This is a genomic window from Spirosoma endbachense, assembly GCF_010233585.1.
In the GTDB taxonomy this organism is placed as follows: domain Bacteria; phylum Bacteroidota; class Bacteroidia; order Cytophagales; family Spirosomataceae; genus Spirosoma; species Spirosoma endbachense.
Window position 1 is genome coordinate 492,649 of sequence record NZ_CP045997.1, and the last position, 17,727, is coordinate 510,375.

Genomic DNA, 17,727 nt, shown 5'->3' on the forward strand with positions numbered 1-17,727 from the left:
TACCTGGGTGAACTGAAATTTACGGATTCTCGACCACTACCGGCCTATTTCTGCGCCAGAACCAATAGAAGGGGAGGCCGGTAGCGATTAACCCCAAGCCCGTTAGCGCTTCGCGGGGCTGATTAATCAGTGTCATCAAAACAAGTAACGTACAACAGGACAAGAAAAATAAGGGTACGATCGGATAACCGATTACCCGATAAGGGCGAACGATGTCGGGCTGTTTTTGGCGAAGCAGAATCACACCCAGGGCAGTGGCCCCGTAAAAAATAAATGAAGCAAAAACCAGCATATCGGTCAATTGGTCAAAACTACCCGACCAGACCAGTATAATTGACCAAAAGCCCTGAAGCAGAATGGCTACCGATGGCGTTTTATAACGGGGATGAATACGGGCAGCTGCTTTAAAAAACAGTCCATCGCGCGCCATCGCATAAAAAACCCTGGCTGGCATCAGTATAGAGGCATTGGTTGAGTTTGAGGTCGTTACCAGGATCAAGACCGAAATGAACGTGGCACCGGCCCAGCCTGCCGCCTGCCGCACGACTTCAACAGCCGCAATTTTATCGGGTGTGCTGGCTAATTGAACAAGTTTATCAATGGGTAGCACGTATAAATAAACCGCATTCAAGAGTATATAAATGCCAACCACGATACTGGTGCCTACGCCCAGTGCGATAGGCAGATTACGTTGTGGGGATTTGATCTCTTCGCCAATGTAGCCAATCTGATTCCACCCTTCATAACCCCAGAAAGCACCGAGTGAAGCAACAACAAGGGAGCCCAGTAAACTGCCCCGTGCATTTGTAACGGGTTCCTGAACAGACTGGGTAAGGTGAGTCAGGCTACCTGTCTGGGCTTGAAAACCCAGAAACGCAATAATGATGACTGCTACAAATGTCAGGTAAATCAGCGCCCGGCTAAGCCCTTCGGCGAACGATACACCCCGGTAATTGACGAAACTCAAAAAAACGATTAGCGAGCTTGCAATTAGCTTTACGCTTAATTCCGCAGAAGCTCCGTGCGTACCTGTAAGCGAGAGCAGTGACTGGCCGAATATATGCGCGAGAGCGGCAATCGTGGCCGTGCGCATAACCGTGAACGCCCCCCAGCCGTACAGGAAGGCAAACAGGCGGCCGTAAATGTGTCTGAAATAAACGTATTCGCCCCCCGATTGAGGGAACATACCCGCCATCTCAGCATAGGTTAATGCACCCGCCAAACTGACAATACCCGCCATAACCCAACAAGCCAGGACCAGTATCGGTGATCCTAACTCTGCCGCCATCGGTGCTACTTTTTTGAAAACTCCAGAGCCAACAATTCCACTGACAACCAGTAAAATGGCTTGGTTAAGCGTGATGCTGCGGGCGAGTTTTGTCATGAAGTTAAGTAAATATGGCCTGATTATATTATTTCAACTAGTTGATTTGTAGTAATTTGAGTATATATTATTCAAGTAACGGATTAAGATGGGCAAAAACGAGGTCATTCCTTTATAGTCAATCATTGCGGCTGGGGTCGTGCTAAATACCTGAGCCATTCGAATGGCAGCATCGGCCCGTTCTTCTACTTCACGAGCCAGTAGATTCTGATAGGTATGAATGCCAAACAGAATGGCTCCTGAGCGGGGTAATCGGGTAAGCGTTTGCCGTTCGATACGGATATAGAGTTGTTCTGCGATGGAGTCGATCGTCATTTGGGCACTTTGATCCGCGAGAAGTTTCTCGAGCATTGGCGTATGGCGGCTTGTCATGTCCAATTGATCGGTTACTTTCACACTCCAGTTCACACGCCAGACCGGGCGACCTACTGGCAATCGTTCCATAAGCTTTTGTGCGGCCTGCATCATGGGTTCTACAATGGGGACAATGGGTCTGTGAATCTGCCAGAAGGGCAACCCAAGTTTCTCATCCAGACACCATCCATTACCGAAACACAATTGTCCCGCTACCAGCGTGGCTTCCTTACCCGCCAGAATGGTCAGATCTTCCTGAACCTGTCGCCCTGCCCAATCGAGCGGATCGTTGGGGAGGGTTCGCAGATCGCCGAAGGTAAAGGTTGTCTCTTCGTTCAGTATGCGATTCTGCCAAAACCATTGATCGCCGTTTTGATGAAGCGTAAACGAATCAGGCGAAAACCGGGCCAAATTTTGCAGGACCAGCTCCAAAACCTCCCATTGAGCTGTTTCGTGGCCGGGCAACGCCTGATAATAGTAGTTGGGTAACGTGTTCAGCAACTGGCGTTTTAGAGCAATTTCGGTTTGATATTGTGGATCAACCTCAACAAGCCAGTCGCTTTCGGGCAACGGATACGTACCCATTTTGTCATTAAACTGCTGGCCAAACGGGAAATAGGGGAGCATTGGTTACTAATGGATGAATAAGTTATATCAGGCGACGTAATCCCAGGCCCGCTTCACCGGTTGGACGCATGACGCCATTTTCGAGAACAAAACCACCCGATACCACATCTTCGGCAAGATCCAGACTGCCATCGAGATCAATGTAACGGGTATTTGCACACGCAAAAGCTGCGTGTAAGGCTGCGGTAATGCTGATCCGACTTTCGTCATTGCAACCCCAAAACAGGGAAATGGTAGCTGACCGGGCAATGGTGGCAATCTCAAGTGCTGACCGAATACCCCCACATTTCATCAGCTTGATGTTAAAGATACCAAAAGGCTGGGGGTGTTGGGCAAGTTTTAAGGCCGCTTCGGGATTTTTTAGCGATTCGTCAGCTGCCAGTAACCGCCGTATGGTATCGGGTAAACCAAGTAATTCGTGTTCAGTACCAACCTGTAATGGTTGTTCGATCAGTTCGATCTGAGTAGTGGATGTCGCTTTCAGGAAAGCCTCCAACTCAGTTAGCGAATATCCCTGATTCGCATCGACACGAATGGTCAGGTCGTGCGGATAACGCTCCCGAAGCTTCAGGATTCGCTCAATATCCTCAGATACATTCAAGCCGGTTTTTACCTTGAGCACCCGAAAACCCAGCTCATAATAAGCAACTGCTTCTACCAGTGTATCGGCAGCATTCATAATGCCGATGGTTACGGACGTTGGTAACGACTGGATTTTCTGCCCATAAAAGGCGACAACCGGAACGCCCAGAAATTGACCAAAGGCGTCATGCAGGGCAATATCCAGGGCGGCTAATGTGCCCGGCGCATTCGGAAACTGCTGACTGGCTTCATCGAGCAGGTTGTAAAAGAGCCTGATATCGCGCCCGATGAGTCTGGTTGTCCAGTCACTTTGCAAATTCTGCAAGGCCTGGTCGGGTGATTCGCCTACCACTTCCGGCGAAGGGTTGGCAGCCCCAACGCCGACAATCCCGTTTGCCAGTTCAATTTCCAGAAAGACATTCTCGACCGTCGAAATCGTCTGGTAAGCGATCGTATACGGTTTCGTAAGCGCCAGATCCCGGCAATAGGAGCGGATGGCTTTAATGCGCATGAGCCGCAGTGGTTAGGGTCTGAATAACAGGTACAATAGGCGCTACACCCTCTTCCAGTGGGAGAAGTACCGGAATACCAAGCTGTTCTCTGTATTGATTCTGGTAAGCAAAGGCTTCATCCCGACTGCATCCTTCTGTGTTGAGAGCGAGGGCAATGACCGTCGAGCCATAGGCATTGATCAGGTTAATCTCTGTATCAACGGGAGGTATGCGCCCCCAATCTGGAATATGGTCATAATAGGTTCGTTGGGGCGCATGAACCAGCACCACATACCGGGCGTTGCCCGACACCAGAAACTCCGAGCCACAGGGACCACTGGGGTTTCGGAGCGCGGCCTGACCCTCAATCAGCAGGACATCGGCGCCAGTTTCGCGCCAGCAGGAAACGAGCGAATGTTCGAGTTCACCCGATACAAAATCGTTGAGGGTCGAATCGACAATGAAGCCATATTGACCACCCTGAAGCCAGCCGGTCTGGCCGGTATAGATCATTTGGGCATTGATACCCTGCTGGTTACAGGCTTCCCGGATCAGGCGGGTGGTTGTCCGCTTGCCGAGGGCACAATCGGTGCCGATAACCGCGATGATAGGGGCGGTAATCTGGTTAATCTCACCCGTCCAGAAATGAAGGTCCTGCCGGGGTTTAGGCCGTCGCACGTCGATGAGCTGACCACCATACTGCCGGGCCAGCGCAACCAGGTCGGGTTTCTCATTCAGAAATTCATGCAATCCGTTAACCACCGACAGCCCCTTTTCCAGGCTTTGGCGAATATCGGTGAGCATGGTTGGGGGTAAAACTCCGCCACTTGTTGCCACGGCAACGATAGCATGGGAAACCGGCCCAACCGTCGAAAGTGCCTCATCGACTGATGCAAAAACGGGAATATTCCGGAATATCCCGTCGAGAATGGTGCCTGCGTCCTGTCCAGCCGTTGGCAAATCGACCACGCCCACGACCTGATAGCGATCCGACCCCCGGATCAGTCCGTGGGCTGTTTTGGCGTTGGGGGTGGCCAATAAGCCGTCTGTGAGCAAAATTGCCCGATTATTCATTGATAGGTATGCTTCAGATTTGGCTAAAACTATGGTTTTGTTCGTATAATTGAAAATGATTTGACATGAAATAAGGAATAAATCAAGAATAGGAAATGCTATTCTTTTTGGATAGGACTTTCGCTTCGAGTCGTGTAGGAGCAGAAACTAATGCCACTCGAAATCACCATCCAGTAAATGATCAGCCTGAACGCCAAACACCTGGGCTAACGAAACTGCTGACTGACTTCACGTGGTTATGTTGCCGATCTGGTTTTGTTCTACCCCGCCACCGTATAGGACAACGCCTATATCGGCGACCGAAAAGTTCACTCGACTGATATGGACACTGTTGGGTCGTCGGGAAATTGGTGTATGAGGGTCAGAAAGTCCGGGCGTATGATTCGTCGGCGATGGAGTGGGAGAGGCCAGAAGTATCTTAGGTGTTAAGCAGGGTCAGTGACGGTATATTGTCAACGTGCTTACGATTCAATGTATCTAAGGGTAATTGATTGGATACAGCAGTATGTGCGGCTTTACTGTCAAAAGGAAACACGAGAATTTCAGAAAGTAATTCATTCCAAAACACCAGTTGTGCTGCTGTTGCACCGCTGTAAACTTCAAATTCAGTAACGCTCGAAATAGCGAGTTGTTCAAACTGTAATGAAAGCTGAACAAGTTTGGTTTTAGATTTGTCGGTCTTGCGAAAATAGTCAATTAACAGACTGGTATCAACCATTAAGATTCGGTCCGCCATTGATTCATCGATTTGCGGGCCTCCTCCATTGTGTTAATCTGTTCATCCGTAAAGACTGGCCCATTGAGTAGTAATTGAGTTAGACGAGACTTTTCGGTAGCTGGCTTAGTTGCCCGAGCTAGTTCTTTTTGTAGCCTTGCTTTTGTGAAGGCGATAGTTGTCTGACGATCGTCAATAGCTCCTGAAATGGTATGTGTACTTTCACTTCCATGGCCAAATATAGAGTTTTGCCTGATATCCAATAACTAAATACGGGTGACCGAAATGCGTTGAGTCCGTAATGGAGCCAACAAAAGATGCATTCTTCAACTCGATTGGTGGTTTTACTATCGACTTAATCATAACTGATAGCCTTTTTAGTTACTTATAACTTGTTGTTAAGCATTCATCCACTTCGGTTTAGCCTCCAGCACGTTCGTATACACCCGACAATCGGCTGAGTGGGCACCCGGCAGGAAACCGATGCTCATTAAAAACTCGTTGACAATTTCACCGCCCGTAAAGCGGAAGGTCTTTTTGAACAGCTTCACCCATTCCTCTTTTGTTTTGGGATGATGCAATTCCAGCCACTTTTCAAACGAGCCATGTTCTGCCTGGAGCGCGAGTATGGTTTTTGCATTTTCTATAGCTGCGTTGATCTTCAACCGATTGCGAATAATGCCCGGATCTGCCATCAATCGTTCCCGATCGGCATCGGTATAGGCGGCTACTGTTTTCAGCTCAAAATTGTCGTAGGCGATTCGGAAAGTCGATTCCTTTTTTAAGATGGTTTCCCAGCTAAGGCCAGCCTGGTTGATTTCAAGCACCAGCCGGCAAAATAGCTCATTGTCATCGTGAATGGGAAAGCCATACAGATGATCGTGATAGGCTTTGTGCAGGGACTGGCGTTCTTGAGGCATGTAATCTATAGCTCGGCAATAGGACATTGTGTAGTTGGTCTGGAATGTTTGCTATCGTGAAAGTTGTCTTTTCAGGACAACTTAACAAATCGTGTTTCAATTAAACGATTGCCGGAATTCAATCGGCGATACATCGGCCTTACGTTTGAAGATTTTATTGAACGATTGGGGGTACTCAAAGCCGAGTTGGTAGGCAATTTCGGCTACCGAAAGATTAGTAGTACTCAATAATTCCTTAGCTTTTTCAATTAGCTTAGTATGAATATGTTGCTGCGTATTTTGCCCTGTAAGCATGCGGAGCATATCGCTTAAATAGCGGGGCGATACATTCAACTGGTCGGATAGGTACTGAACCGTAGGCAGGCCGGTTGTTAATGGTTTCTGGCTGTCAAAATAATCGGCAAGTAAAGCTTCCAGCGTTGTCAGAAGGTCGTGGTTGATGGCTTTGCGGGTGATAAACTGGCGGTTGTAAAACCGATTGCTGTAGTTGAGCAGCAGCTCGATCTGCGAGACAATCACATCCTGACTAAACTGGTCGATGGGCGAAGCCAGTTCCTCCCCAATGCTCTTGAAAACGCCCATGATTTTCTCTTTTTCCCGTTCAGAAAGATGCAGGGCTTCGTTGGATGAATACGAAAAGAACCCGTAATTTTTGATGGTTTTCCCCAGCGGATAATTCCGGATAAAATCCGGATGAATCATCAGCGTAAACCCTTCGTAACTACCCTGTGGTTCCACTTCTGAAATCAGCTGATTGGGCGAAACAAAACAGAGACCCCCTTCATTAAAATCATAATAATGCTGACCATACCTTGCCTTGCCGGTAAAATTCTTTTTGTACGAAATCTTGTAAAGATTCGTCATCATCCCCTTTGCTATGTCTGTCGTGTCCGTTTTGATGTCCGCATAATTGCTCAGACTTATCAGGGGATGCAGGGGTTTGGGCAAGCCGAGCGCCTTGTGTAACTCCGAAATAGAGTTGAATGTATAGGGTTGGTTTGTTGCTTTCTTCATAGTAGTGAACAGGTGCCGGAATACCCGGAGCTATTCCGGCGAAGGCGTCAACGTTTATAATGTGGCCATATCAATCACAAAACGATACAACACATCGCCTTTTAACATCCGTTCAAAAGCGGTATGAATGTCTTTGATAGCAATCAGCTCGATGTCTGAAACTAGGTTATGCTGAGCGCAGAAATCCAGCATTTCCTGGGTTTCTGGCAAACCGCCTGCCCCCGAACCAGCCACTACTTTATTGCCGGCAGCCAGGGCGAATGAAGGAAGCTGCCAGGGCTCGGCTGGCATGCCAACATTGATATACACACCATTCGTTTTGAGTAAACCAAGATACGGATTAATGTCATGATTGGCGGCAACGGTATCGATAATGAAGTGAAACGAGCGTAAAGCCGACTTCATCTGCTCTTCATCTTTGGTGACAACAAATCGGTGCGCTCCCAGTTTTTTCGCGGCATCAGCTTTGTTTGGCGATGTGCTCAATACCGTAACCTCAGCGCCAAAGGCTACGCCGAATTTCACTGCCATATGGCCCAGTCCACCCAGACCAACAACGGCAAGCTTATGGCCTTCGCCCACCTTCCATTTGCGCAGGGGCGAATAGGTCGTGATGCCTGCACACAGCAACGGGGCTACGGCAGCAAAGTCGAGGTTTTCGGCTACATGCAGGGCGAAATGTTCGTGCACAACAATGTTGTTGGCATAGCCACCGTAGACAGGCTGGCCGCTGTGGTCAAGATTGTTGTAGGTCAGCACCGGGCTCACGCTACAGAATTGCTCCTGCCCGTTTCTGCACTCTTCGCAGGTCAGGCACGAGTCAACCATCACACCCACAGCGGCACGGTCGCCCTTTTTAAACGTTTGTACGTGACTGCCAACCTGCGAAATGATACCGACAATCTCATGACCGGGTACCATTGGAAAGATACCGGGAAACCATTCATTACGCGTCAGATGAACGTCGGTGTGGCAAACTCCGCAATAAGCAATATCGATCAGTACGTCGTGCGGGCCGAGGTCTCTCCGGTCAAAATTCCATGGGGCCAAATTCGTTTCAGCACGTTGCGCTGCATATCCTTTCGAGTGAATCATAACCTTTGTATTAATGAAGAACACAAAGGTCATTTTTTGCCAGGAGTTGACTGTAGCCAAACTGGGATATGTTGTAGCCAAAATGGATAGAAGCCGAGTTCGCTGGTTTGTAGGAGCGTTCAAGCAGAGGACTGTGCGTGTACTCGCTCCGTCCTCATTTCCCGACCACGCTCATTTCCAGATGCGATGGATGAGTAACTGACCGGAAAATAGTATGCGTGGCCTTCCGGTAATCGGATTCTTTGGCGTCGAAAATAGTGGGGACAAAGGTTTGCGGATTACGGTCGATGATCGGAAACCAGGTGCTTTGAACCTGCACCATTAACTTGTGGCCCTTTTTGAAAACATGGTTAATGCTGTGCAAATCAATCGAGTAGACTTCAGGTTTGTTTGGCTCAATGGCTTCGGGTTTTTCAAAACTGTTCCGGAATCGCCCGCGAAACACATCGTTGGCGACCATAAGCTGATAGCCGCCCATCGCTGGCTGCTGCGGGTATTGAGCCGGATAGACATCGATCAGTTTTACGACCCAGTCGGCGTCGCTGCCGGTGGTTGCGGCAAAAAGTTTGGCCCAGACCTCGCCCGTTACCGTAATATCGTTTGGTAGCGCGTCCGTTTCCCACGAAAGTACGTCCGGTCGGTTGTGAACAAATCGCTGATCTTCGGTGAGCCAGGTGCGCCAGCGGGAACCCGGCCCGTAGGTCGCTTCAATCGGGCGTGTTCGGTACGGAACAGGCTGAGCCGGGTCAGAGAGGTAGGCATCAGCACCAGACGTGGCTTTAGGGGCCTCGAATGATAGCTTTCCGTCGGCCTGAAAATACAGATTCCGTTTAGTCGCTTCTTTCGGTGGCCAGCTGTCGTAACGTTGCCAGCTATTCGAACCCGTTTGGAACGTAATGGCTTCCGGAAAATTTCCCGGGCCCTTTCCCTTCAGGTGATAAGCAAACCAAGGCGCCTGTATCTCTTTTCGAAACGTTACCGATGTGGCCGTATCGAACTGGATGTTTCCTAACGTTCGGCCGTCGGAACGTCCCCAGCCCCCGTGATTCCAGGGGCCAGCCACCAGAAAGTTTTTATGCGACTGATCCTGTTTTTCCCAGAGCTGGTACGCTTTCAACGGGCCGTAAAAATCCTCCTGATCCCACCAGCCCGCTACGTTCATGATGGGTATTTTGGGACGGTCGATGCGGGTAATAAGTGACTGTTTCTGCCAGAATGAATCGTAATTCGGGTGATTGACAAAGTCATTCCAGCTAGGGAGCTTGTTCTTGAAATACAGTTTGTTGACGTTTGATAATGGCCCTAGTTTCAGATACCATTCGTAGGTATCGTAGTTTGGAAACGGAAACAGCGAATCCTGTTTGGTTGCTTCTTCCATAAAGGCATACTCGAAGCCATAGCTCAATCGAAACGCACCGTTATGGTGAAAATCGTCGCCCAGAAACATATCCGAAGGGGTTGCCTGCTCCGACACAGCAGCCAGGGCCGGGTGCGGGTCAATGGCACCCATTACGGTGGTCCAGCCCGCGTACGAAATGCCATACATGCCTACTTTTTTCGAATTGTTGGGAATAGTCGCCAGCAGCCATTCGATGGTGTCGTAGGTATCGGAGCTTTCGTCGATGGCTTTCGAGTCTTTCTTATTCCGGCTCATTCGCTGCATTTCAAACGTACCTTCCGACTTGTACCGCCCACGAATGTCTTGATAAACAAAGATATAGCCATCCTCGGCCATGTCTTTCACGTAAGGAATCCGATCCGGACTCTCGGTGTGGCTGACGCCGTAAGGCGTACGGGTTAGCAAAAACGGCAGGGGTGATTGGCTGTTTTTGAGGGTATAAATGACCGTATTCAATCGGACGCCATCGCGCATGGGAATCATCACTTCCTGCCGTTCATACGGGCTGGGCGATTGGCTAATGGCCTGAAACGATAAAAAGAGGAAAAATCCGGTGAGCCAGTGTAAACGGTTTTGCATCGTGTGAAGCGTCTGTGAGTGAGTGGAATAAAGATAAAAAACTTACGCAGATTCGATGCAGAAACGACGGCCTGCTGTATTATTTCCGCGTAAATGCCCCCGAACTGTTAATTTTGCGAACCGTATACCGTAAACCGATTCCCGTTTTGATTGCAGCCGTAGATGCCCTGTTAAAAGATATCCGCAATAAGCGGATTGCTCCTGTTTACCTCATTCACGGCGACGAGCCCTTTTATATCGACCGAATTGCCGAAGAACTCGAAAAAGTAGCCGTACCGGTTGCCGAACGCGGCTTTAATCAATTCGTACTGTTCGGAAAAGACACCGATGCAGGGGCCGTGCTCAATTACGCCCGTCGCTATCCGTTCATGGCCGAGCGGCAACTGGTGCTGGTTAAGGAAGCGCAGCAAATGGCTGGAATCGGTGATAAATCGGCGCAGACGCTCTTCGAAGACTATGCCCTGAACCCACTATCCAGTACGATTTTGATGCTTTGCTATGTCAGGGAAGACGGCAAACCGGCCCTCGACGAGCGTAAAGCCTGGGTAAAGGCATTTGGTGCGAAGGGAAAGCTCCTGGGTGTCAAGAAGCTCTACGACAACAAAATACCCGATTGGGTCGGGGAATATTGCCGGGAACAGGGAGCCAAAGTAAGTCCCAAAGCCTGCCAGCTTCTGGCCGATCACATCGGTAATGACCTGAAACGACTGGCGGGCGAAATTGACAAGATTCTGATCAACCTGCACGTAGGCGAAGAAATTTCAGCCGCTACCGTTGAGCGGCTCGTTGGAATCAGCAAGGAATACAACGTTTTTGAACTTCAGAAGGCGCTCAGTCAACGCGACATCGTAAAAGCCAACCAGATTATCGACTATTTCGCCCGAAATCCGAAAGATAACCCCTTGGTTGTGATCCTGTCGCAACTGTTTGGTTATTTTAGTAAAGTGCTGCTGGTGCAGGCGTCCAAAGATCAGACCGACAAAGGGCTGGCACCGTTGCTGGGCGTCAATCCGTTTTTTGTTAAAGATTATATGACTGCTGCACGTGCCTTCACATTGCCTAAAGTAGCCGATATTATACATGCGATCCGCCGGGCCGATGCCCAGAGCAAAGGCATTGATACACCCACGATGAGCGAGGGCGACATCCTGCGCGAACTGGTATTCGACATCCTGCATTAACACGTCTTCGATTCAGCATTCGCTGGTCAGGCGGGCTGAACGTGCATCTCCAAAAGAAATCCTGCACAAAATCACACAAATTTGGGTGGTGTCATCCCTTTTTCTTAATATTGCAACGTTGTTGCATAAAGATGATTGAGTCTACCAGGATAAATCATCGTCGGAGTAGGGGACTGATGCAAGATTTGCTAAAACTTTGTTGTGTTGTCTGGCTGTCGTTAGGGACCGCTTCCATGGGTCAGTCGCAATCTGGAGCCTGTAGTATCGTATTGACTGGTCGAATTATGGGACTGGACAACCACGAACCACTCGCCGGAGCAACCGTCTATATTCGTGAACTGGCAACCGGGGCCGTTGCGGATTCGGCGGGAAATTTTCGGATACCGGGCCTTTGTTCGGGTGAATATAGCATTGACTATCAGTTTGTTGGCTATAAGACGCGAGTTGTGTCCATTGCCGTTGGAACGGATTCTCCGGTCGCATTACCACCGGTTGCCTTAACACCTGACAATGAAACGTTGAAGGAGGTCATTGTGACGGAACACCGATCTGAAGCGCAGCAATTGCTTCAGGTGCAAACGGAGCTGGCAGGGAGTTCGCTCGATGCCACGCGCGGTCAGTCGCTGGGGGAGAGTCTGAAAACATTACCCGGATTGTATTCGATTCAAACGGGACCTTCCATTTCCAAGCCGGTTATTCACGGTTTATACAGCAACCGAATTCTGACATTAAACAATGGCGTTCGGCAGGAAGACCAACAGTGGGGTAGCGAACATGCCCCACAAATTGATCCGTTTCTGGCTTCGCGGCTTACTGTAATCAAGGGAGCAGCGAGCATTCGTTACGGCTCCGATGCCATTGGCGGGGTAATTCTGGTCGAGCCGAAAACGATGCCAACAGTACCCGGAATTGCCGGTGAGCTTAACCTGGTTGGTGGTACGAATGGAGACCAGGGGATTGTTTCGGGACTTATTGAGCAGGCATTTGGTAAAAAGTTAGCGGGGCTGAGCTGGCGGCTACAGGGTACTCTCAAGCGTGTAGGGTACACAAAAACGCCAGATTACTACCTCGAAAACAGTAGTTACCATGAGAATAACTTCTCCGGTACAGTCAATTACACCCGTCAGCATGTTGGTGCCGAGATCTTTTACAGTCAGTTTTCTACGAAAGTGGGACTATTTACCGGTGCACAGGTCGGTAGCCTGGCCGATTTTTATGCCGCCATCGCCCGTCCCGAACCCATAAACCAGCCCGGATTTTCGTACGACCTGGGTCGGCCGTATCAGCAGGTGCAACACGATTTGCTGAAGGTAAAAGCCTTTGTCCGGTCTGAGCGATTGGGAACACTTTCGATTACGGTTGCTCAGCAGCAGAATGTTCGCCGGGAGTACGATTTGCAGTCGTTTAGTCGCGTAACCGACCCCGAACTCTACCTGAAATTAGTGACGCAGACCGCCGATCTGATCTGGGAGCATCGGGCCATTAAAACTGCAACGGGTGGCCAGTTTTCCGGAACGGTCGGATTTAATGGGATCACGCAGGGAAATGTCCGGCGGTATTTATTCCTGATTCCGAACTACCGAAATTATGGTGCCGGGCTATTTGCCATTGAGCGATACGCCAACGACAACTGGACCGTGGAGGGGGGAGTCCGGTATGATTACCGATGGCTCCGGGCGTATTTTCTGGATGAGACGACCAATCTCACTACTGCCAAAACGCGCGACTGGAGCAATTTGACCGGGTCGCTGGGGGCCACCTATCAGGCAAGTCCGCAGTTAACGCTATCTGGCACGATGAGTACCGCCTGGCGAGCCCCGACGGTGAGTGATCTCTATTCCGACGGATTGCACCAAAGTGCCGTAGCCTACGAGCGTGGTAACCCAAACCTGAATCCGGAACTGGCTTACAATATGAATCTGTCGGTCGAATATACCGGCAAGCGATTTTATGCGGATCTGGGTTTCTATAACAACTGGATTAACAATTACATCTACCTGAAGCCCGATTCAGTGCCGATTATTCGGCAACGGGGCGCATTCCCGGCTTATTCATACAGCCAGGTTCGAGCAACATTTCGGGGACTTGATGCAACCATTCGGTATAAGCTGACCGATCAGCTGACCATCACCTCGCGAACGTCGCTGCTGTTTGCGTACGATCACACGAACAACGATTACCTGGTCTATATTCCGGCAAATCATACCGATAATGGGCTGCGTTATGATTTTTCAACCACAAATCGGGGGCGACTTTCGAACGTGTATGTGAGCATTACCAGTCAGTATGTGGCCAGGCAAAACCGGGTTCCGACTGTTACGCAACGGCAGGAGAATGGTCAGATCATTTTTACGGGGGATTTTGCGCCCCCTCCGCCCGCTTACACGTTGTTTGGAGCCGAAGCCGGTTTCTCCTGGCGAGTGGGCAATCACCCGATGTCCGTCATTCTGACGGGTACAAATCTGCTGAACCGGGCGTATCGGGACTACCTCGACCGGTTTCGCTACTTCGCCGATGAGCCAGGGCGAAATATCATGCTCAAACTAAAGCTCCCGCTGACCTTTGCCAGTCGTCAATGAGATTCTCTTTGCGTCAATTTAGTTTCACATATAACCTGATGTACGTTATGTATCTGTTGAAAAAAGCCCTCTGGATGGTGGTTCCTGTCATGCTGGTTGCCGGAGCCTGTAAACAGGATGAAGAAAATGTTGCCCCAACGGACGATAATGAAGCCATCACGACGGCCACGCTGACATTAACAAACAAAGCCACGCCGACCGAGGTGGTAACGGCAACGATCGAAAACCTGAACACCTCCGCCGATTTCAGTAAAGCAACACTAAACCTGAAAGCCAATACGACCTATTCGGGCGTTGTGTCGCTGTATGACAAAACGAAAACGCCCACGCTTAACGCTACGGAAGAAATAAAGGAAAAAGCAAACGAACACCTCTTCGTATATACCTATACGGCAACAACCGGGGCAGCCTCGGCTCTGGCCGTAACAATCACCGACAAAGATACAAATCCGGCGCCTGGACCCTATCCCATTGGATTAACGACGACGATGACAACGGGAGCCGCAGGAACGGGAAAGCTGAAAGTCGTGCTTCGCCACCAGCCGAATGTGAAAAATGGAACGCCTGCTCCGGGGTCGTCTGATCTGGATACCGACTTTCCGGTAGTAATTCAATAAGTAGACTGCCAGCTAATTTGAGGCTATTGTAAGTGGCTGATTAACTGAACATAGCAGCGATGAGTCCCATCCATAAATAGCATCGCTGCTATGTTCAGTTACGGTATCGTTGCTGGAACCATTGCTGAACAGATTCGCGCTCAACCTGATCAGGAAAGGGGCGGGGGTGGAGGGTTTCCGGCGGGTCTGGACCGGTCATCCGGTAACGGCACAAATTCGACATTGTCATTCGGTGGTAGGGCAATACGGCCTGCCTGCCAGTCGGCCTTGGCCTGATCGATACGCTCCCGCCGGGAAGACACAAAATTCCACCAGATGAATCGCTCTCCCAGTGGTTCACCCCCTAAGAGCATGAGTGTACAGGTTTCGCGAGCAATAAGGACCGGATCAATTCCGGGCGTAAATACCAGCAGTTGACCAGCTGTATAAAACCGGCCACCCACTTCCACGCTTCCTTTGGCCACGTAAGCACCCCGCTCAGGATAACCCATTGGCAAGCCAAATCGGGTTCCTGCTTTCAGAACTACATGGGTATAAAACAACGGAGAGTGGGTTTTTACGTCATTATGCAAGCCAAACGCATCGCCAGCAATCAATCGCATCCAGATGCCGCCATCGGTAAAAATGGGTAATTCCTGGGGCTGGTAATTGGTAAAGCTTGGCGCATTTTCTTCGTCAGCTTCGGGGAGAGCTACCCAGGTCTGGATCATCTCCAGCGTACCGCCTGCCAGCATAGACGGGTCCTCGAACCGTTCAGAGTGGGCAATACCGCTCCCGGCGGTCATCCAGTTCACTTCACCCGGACGAATAATCTGCTGTACGCCCAGGCTGTCGCGGTGAGTAACCTGTCCATCAAATAAATAACTCACTGTAGACAGGCCAATGTGCGGATGTGGCAACACGTCCATACTGGTCACTCGGGCCGGATCAAGACTCACGGGTCCGGCATGATCCATAAAAATGAATGGTCCGAGCATTCGTCGCAACCGATAGGGGAGAATCCGTCGCACACTGAACCCATTCCCTAATGATGCCGGGCGTGCATCAATGACCAGATCTAACATAACGAATAGGATTGTGAGTGATTTCAAAAATACAAACTACAGTAATAATATGGGCCAAGGGTCGTTTTTTTTCGTGCAAATGCCTCCGTTATGTTGTATTTTCGGGACAGGTAAAGACGTTATTGATCCGTGAATTCGTCAGTCAAGCAGTGGATGTGGTGTCGATTTTGAGAAACCGACACCACATCCACTGCTTGACTGACGAATTCATCTACCAGAAACACTCAACAAAACCGACTCCGGCACTTAAGGACGTGGATCAGCCCGACAATCGCAAAATTATTCACATCGATATGGATGCGTTTTATGCATCCGTTGAGCAACGGGATAATGCTGATTTGCGAGGCAAGCCCATTGCCGTTGGGGGTTCCCGGCAGCGAGGTGTAGTGGCTGCAGCCAGCTACGAAGCCCGCCAGTTTGGCGTTCGATCGGCAATGGCTTCCTCGATTGCCATTCGGAAATGCCCTGATCTTATTTTTGTGAAACCCCGCTTTGACGTTTATAAGGCCGTTTCTGAACAGATACGGGCTATTTTTGCTGAATACACGCACCTTATCGAACCACTCTCGCTGGATGAAGCCTATCTGGATGTAACGCATAATCTGGTCGATAATCCGTCGGCTACACTGATCGCTCAGGCTATTAAAGCCCGGATCAAGGCGGTTACCGGCCTAACAGCCTCAGCGGGCGTATCGTATAATAAGTTCCTGGCTAAGCTGGCATCCGATTATCGCAAGCCTGATGGACTATTCGTCATTAAACCGACTCAGGGGAAAGCCTTTGTCGAACAACTGAAAGTCGGTCAGTTTCATGGGGTCGGTCGTGTTACCGCGGCCCGAATGAATCAACTGGGCATTTTTACGGGCCTGGACCTGCGCCAGCAGCGTGAAGCCTTTTTGGTTCAGCATTTCGGGAAAGCGGGGCACCATTATTATTCCATTGCCCAGGCCATCGATCACCGTCCGGTCATGCCCGACCGGGAGCGTAAATCGATCGGCTCCGAAACAACATTCGAGCAGGATCTAACCGACGAGGCTGAGTTGAGGGAGGCATTATTGCCGCTTCAGGAAAGTGTATGGGCCTATTGTGAAAAGACGGATGTGCTGGGACGGACCGTAACCTTAAAAGTTAAATATGCAGATTTTCAGCAGATTACCCGCAGCCGAACGGTGCTTAGCCTGATCCGGGACCCGGCTTATTTTAAACAAATCAGCTTCGATTTATTAACGTCGTTGATCCCTGCACCTAAGGGTATTCGCTTGCTGGGCGTGTCGTTGTCAAGTCTTCAGTCTGTTTCACTGGATAAGGGAGGCCAGTTAGCGCTCGATTTGTAGGAAGGGCGGAATGATCTGGTTTCTACGAGGTGAACAGGCTCAATGCCAGGCACTCTGGCATCAGAGTTACCTTAAACAGAAAAAGATAGGTAGGCTGGATGAAAAAAATTAGTTAATTGGCACATTGATTGTAAGTACAAACCGCAATAGGTTTGTCGTGCCAAATTGCTAAAAAGTAAACGTATGCTTACCCTCCCGGACCGAATCAATGTTGTCTTCACGGCCCTAACCAGTTCTGCACGCCAATTTTCAACAGACCATAACGTACCATTAGCCCTTTTGACTCAATTACTGAGCGGGGATGGGCCGACAGCGGCCGTTCAACTACTGGAACAACTTATTGTGGCGGAGCCACGAATATCGGCCGAATACCTGCTTCGTGGTCGGGGGGAGCCACTGCTCGAATCAATAGCAATACAGGCCATTTCCGAACTATCGGTTGAGTGGGCCGCAAACTGGTTAGGTGTTTTGCCTGCTACTGTATCGGTTCGGCAGGCGGACATGCCTGTCGGGGAGAAAAATGAGTTCACCAGTCTGGAGTTATCATAAAGCTGAAGGTGAGCCCGCAGTACTACTGAGCAATTCGCTGCATAAACTAGTCAAATTCAATCGTGTTGTCTACAAGGCTATTCGCCGTTTGCGTTGGTGATAGCCTGCCACTATGTCCTGGAGAGGTTGGCAGGTTAAAACAGTTCGGCACGAAACGTTCTGTTTTGTC

Annotated in this window: 15 protein-coding genes; 5 read left to right on the forward strand and 10 right to left on the reverse strand. The window is 49.9% G+C overall.

Features of this window, described 5'->3' with window-relative positions; genetic code table 11:
* Positions 1–19: 19 nt before the first annotated feature.
* The 9 genes from GJR95_RS01890 to GJR95_RS01930 form a co-directional block, all read right to left on the reverse strand.
* A complete protein-coding gene (locus GJR95_RS01890) occupies positions 20–1,384 on the reverse strand; it encodes an APC family permease (RefSeq protein ID WP_162384269.1) in 1,365 nt (454 codons plus the stop codon).
* A 33-nt stretch (positions 1,385–1,417) separates the two neighbouring features.
* Positions 1,418–2,365, reverse strand: coding sequence for a heme-dependent oxidative N-demethylase family protein (locus GJR95_RS01895; protein WP_162384270.1), 948 nt, complete (start codon positions 2,363–2,365; stop codon positions 1,418–1,420).
* 22 nt (positions 2,366–2,387) lie between these two features.
* A complete protein-coding gene (locus GJR95_RS01900) occupies positions 2,388–3,458 on the reverse strand; it encodes a dipeptide epimerase (RefSeq protein WP_162384271.1) in 1,071 nt (356 codons plus the stop codon).
* Positions 3,448–4,512 carry a DUF1611 domain-containing protein gene (locus GJR95_RS01905; RefSeq protein WP_162384272.1) on the reverse strand — a complete coding sequence of 355 codons (1,065 nt, stop codon included), beginning with the start codon at positions 4,510–4,512 and terminating at the stop codon, positions 3,448–3,450. The genes GJR95_RS01900 and GJR95_RS01905 overlap by 11 nt, the downstream gene beginning before the upstream one ends.
* A 418-nt stretch (positions 4,513–4,930) precedes the next feature.
* Positions 4,931–5,248, reverse strand: coding sequence for a type II toxin-antitoxin system VapC family toxin (locus GJR95_RS01910; protein ID WP_162384273.1), 318 nt, complete (start codon positions 5,246–5,248; stop codon positions 4,931–4,933).
* A gap of 377 nt (positions 5,249–5,625) precedes the next feature.
* Entirely contained in the window at positions 5,626–6,147 is a 522-nt protein-coding gene (locus GJR95_RS01915; RefSeq protein WP_232541052.1) for a DNA-3-methyladenine glycosylase I, read from the reverse strand.
* 96 nt (positions 6,148–6,243) lie between these two features.
* Positions 6,244–7,161 carry a helix-turn-helix domain-containing protein gene (locus tag GJR95_RS01920; RefSeq protein ID WP_162384275.1) on the reverse strand — a complete coding sequence of 306 codons (918 nt, stop codon included), beginning with the start codon at positions 7,159–7,161 and terminating at the stop codon, positions 6,244–6,246.
* Between the two features lie 54 nt (positions 7,162–7,215).
* Entirely contained in the window at positions 7,216–8,256 is a 1,041-nt protein-coding gene (locus GJR95_RS01925; RefSeq protein ID WP_162384276.1) for an NAD(P)-dependent alcohol dehydrogenase, read from the reverse strand.
* A 154-nt stretch (positions 8,257–8,410) separates the two neighbouring features.
* Positions 8,411–10,234 carry a CocE/NonD family hydrolase gene (locus GJR95_RS01930; protein WP_162384277.1) on the reverse strand — a complete coding sequence of 608 codons (1,824 nt, stop codon included), beginning with the start codon at positions 10,232–10,234 and terminating at the stop codon, positions 8,411–8,413.
* A gap of 146 nt (positions 10,235–10,380) precedes the next feature.
* On the opposite strand from GJR95_RS01930, the gene holA reads away from it, so the two are divergent.
* The 3 genes from holA to GJR95_RS01945 all read left to right on the forward strand — a co-directional run bounded on the left by holA (position 10,381) and on the right by GJR95_RS01945 (position 14,611).
* A complete protein-coding gene (gene holA / locus GJR95_RS01935; protein ID WP_162391533.1) occupies positions 10,381–11,415 on the forward strand; it encodes a DNA polymerase III subunit delta in 1,035 nt (344 codons plus the stop codon).
* 233 nt (positions 11,416–11,648) lie between these two features.
* Complete coding sequence (locus tag GJR95_RS01940; protein WP_232541053.1) at positions 11,649–13,994, forward strand: TonB-dependent receptor; 2,346 nt, start codon at positions 11,649–11,651, stop codon at positions 13,992–13,994.
* Between the two features lie 47 nt (positions 13,995–14,041).
* Positions 14,042–14,611: a hypothetical protein gene (locus GJR95_RS01945; RefSeq protein ID WP_162384279.1), complete on the forward strand. Its 570-nt coding sequence runs from the start codon at positions 14,042–14,044 to the stop codon at positions 14,609–14,611.
* Between the two features lie 149 nt (positions 14,612–14,760).
* On the opposite strand, the gene GJR95_RS01950 is transcribed toward GJR95_RS01945, so the two are convergent.
* Entirely contained in the window at positions 14,761–15,675 is a 915-nt protein-coding gene (locus GJR95_RS01950; protein ID WP_162384280.1) for a pirin family protein, read from the reverse strand.
* A gap of 293 nt (positions 15,676–15,968) precedes the next feature.
* Here GJR95_RS01950 and dinB point away from each other — a divergent pair, with 293 nt between their 5' ends.
* Together dinB and GJR95_RS01960 are read left to right on the forward strand one after the other, a co-directional pair.
* A complete protein-coding gene (gene dinB / locus GJR95_RS01955; protein WP_232541260.1) occupies positions 15,969–17,009 on the forward strand; it encodes a DNA polymerase IV in 1,041 nt (346 codons plus the stop codon).
* 183 nt (positions 17,010–17,192) lie between these two features.
* Positions 17,193–17,558 (forward strand): hypothetical protein, encoded by a 366-nt coding sequence (locus GJR95_RS01960; RefSeq protein ID WP_162384281.1) that lies wholly within the window; start codon positions 17,193–17,195, stop codon positions 17,556–17,558.
* The last annotated feature ends 169 nt before the right edge of the window (positions 17,559–17,727 follow it).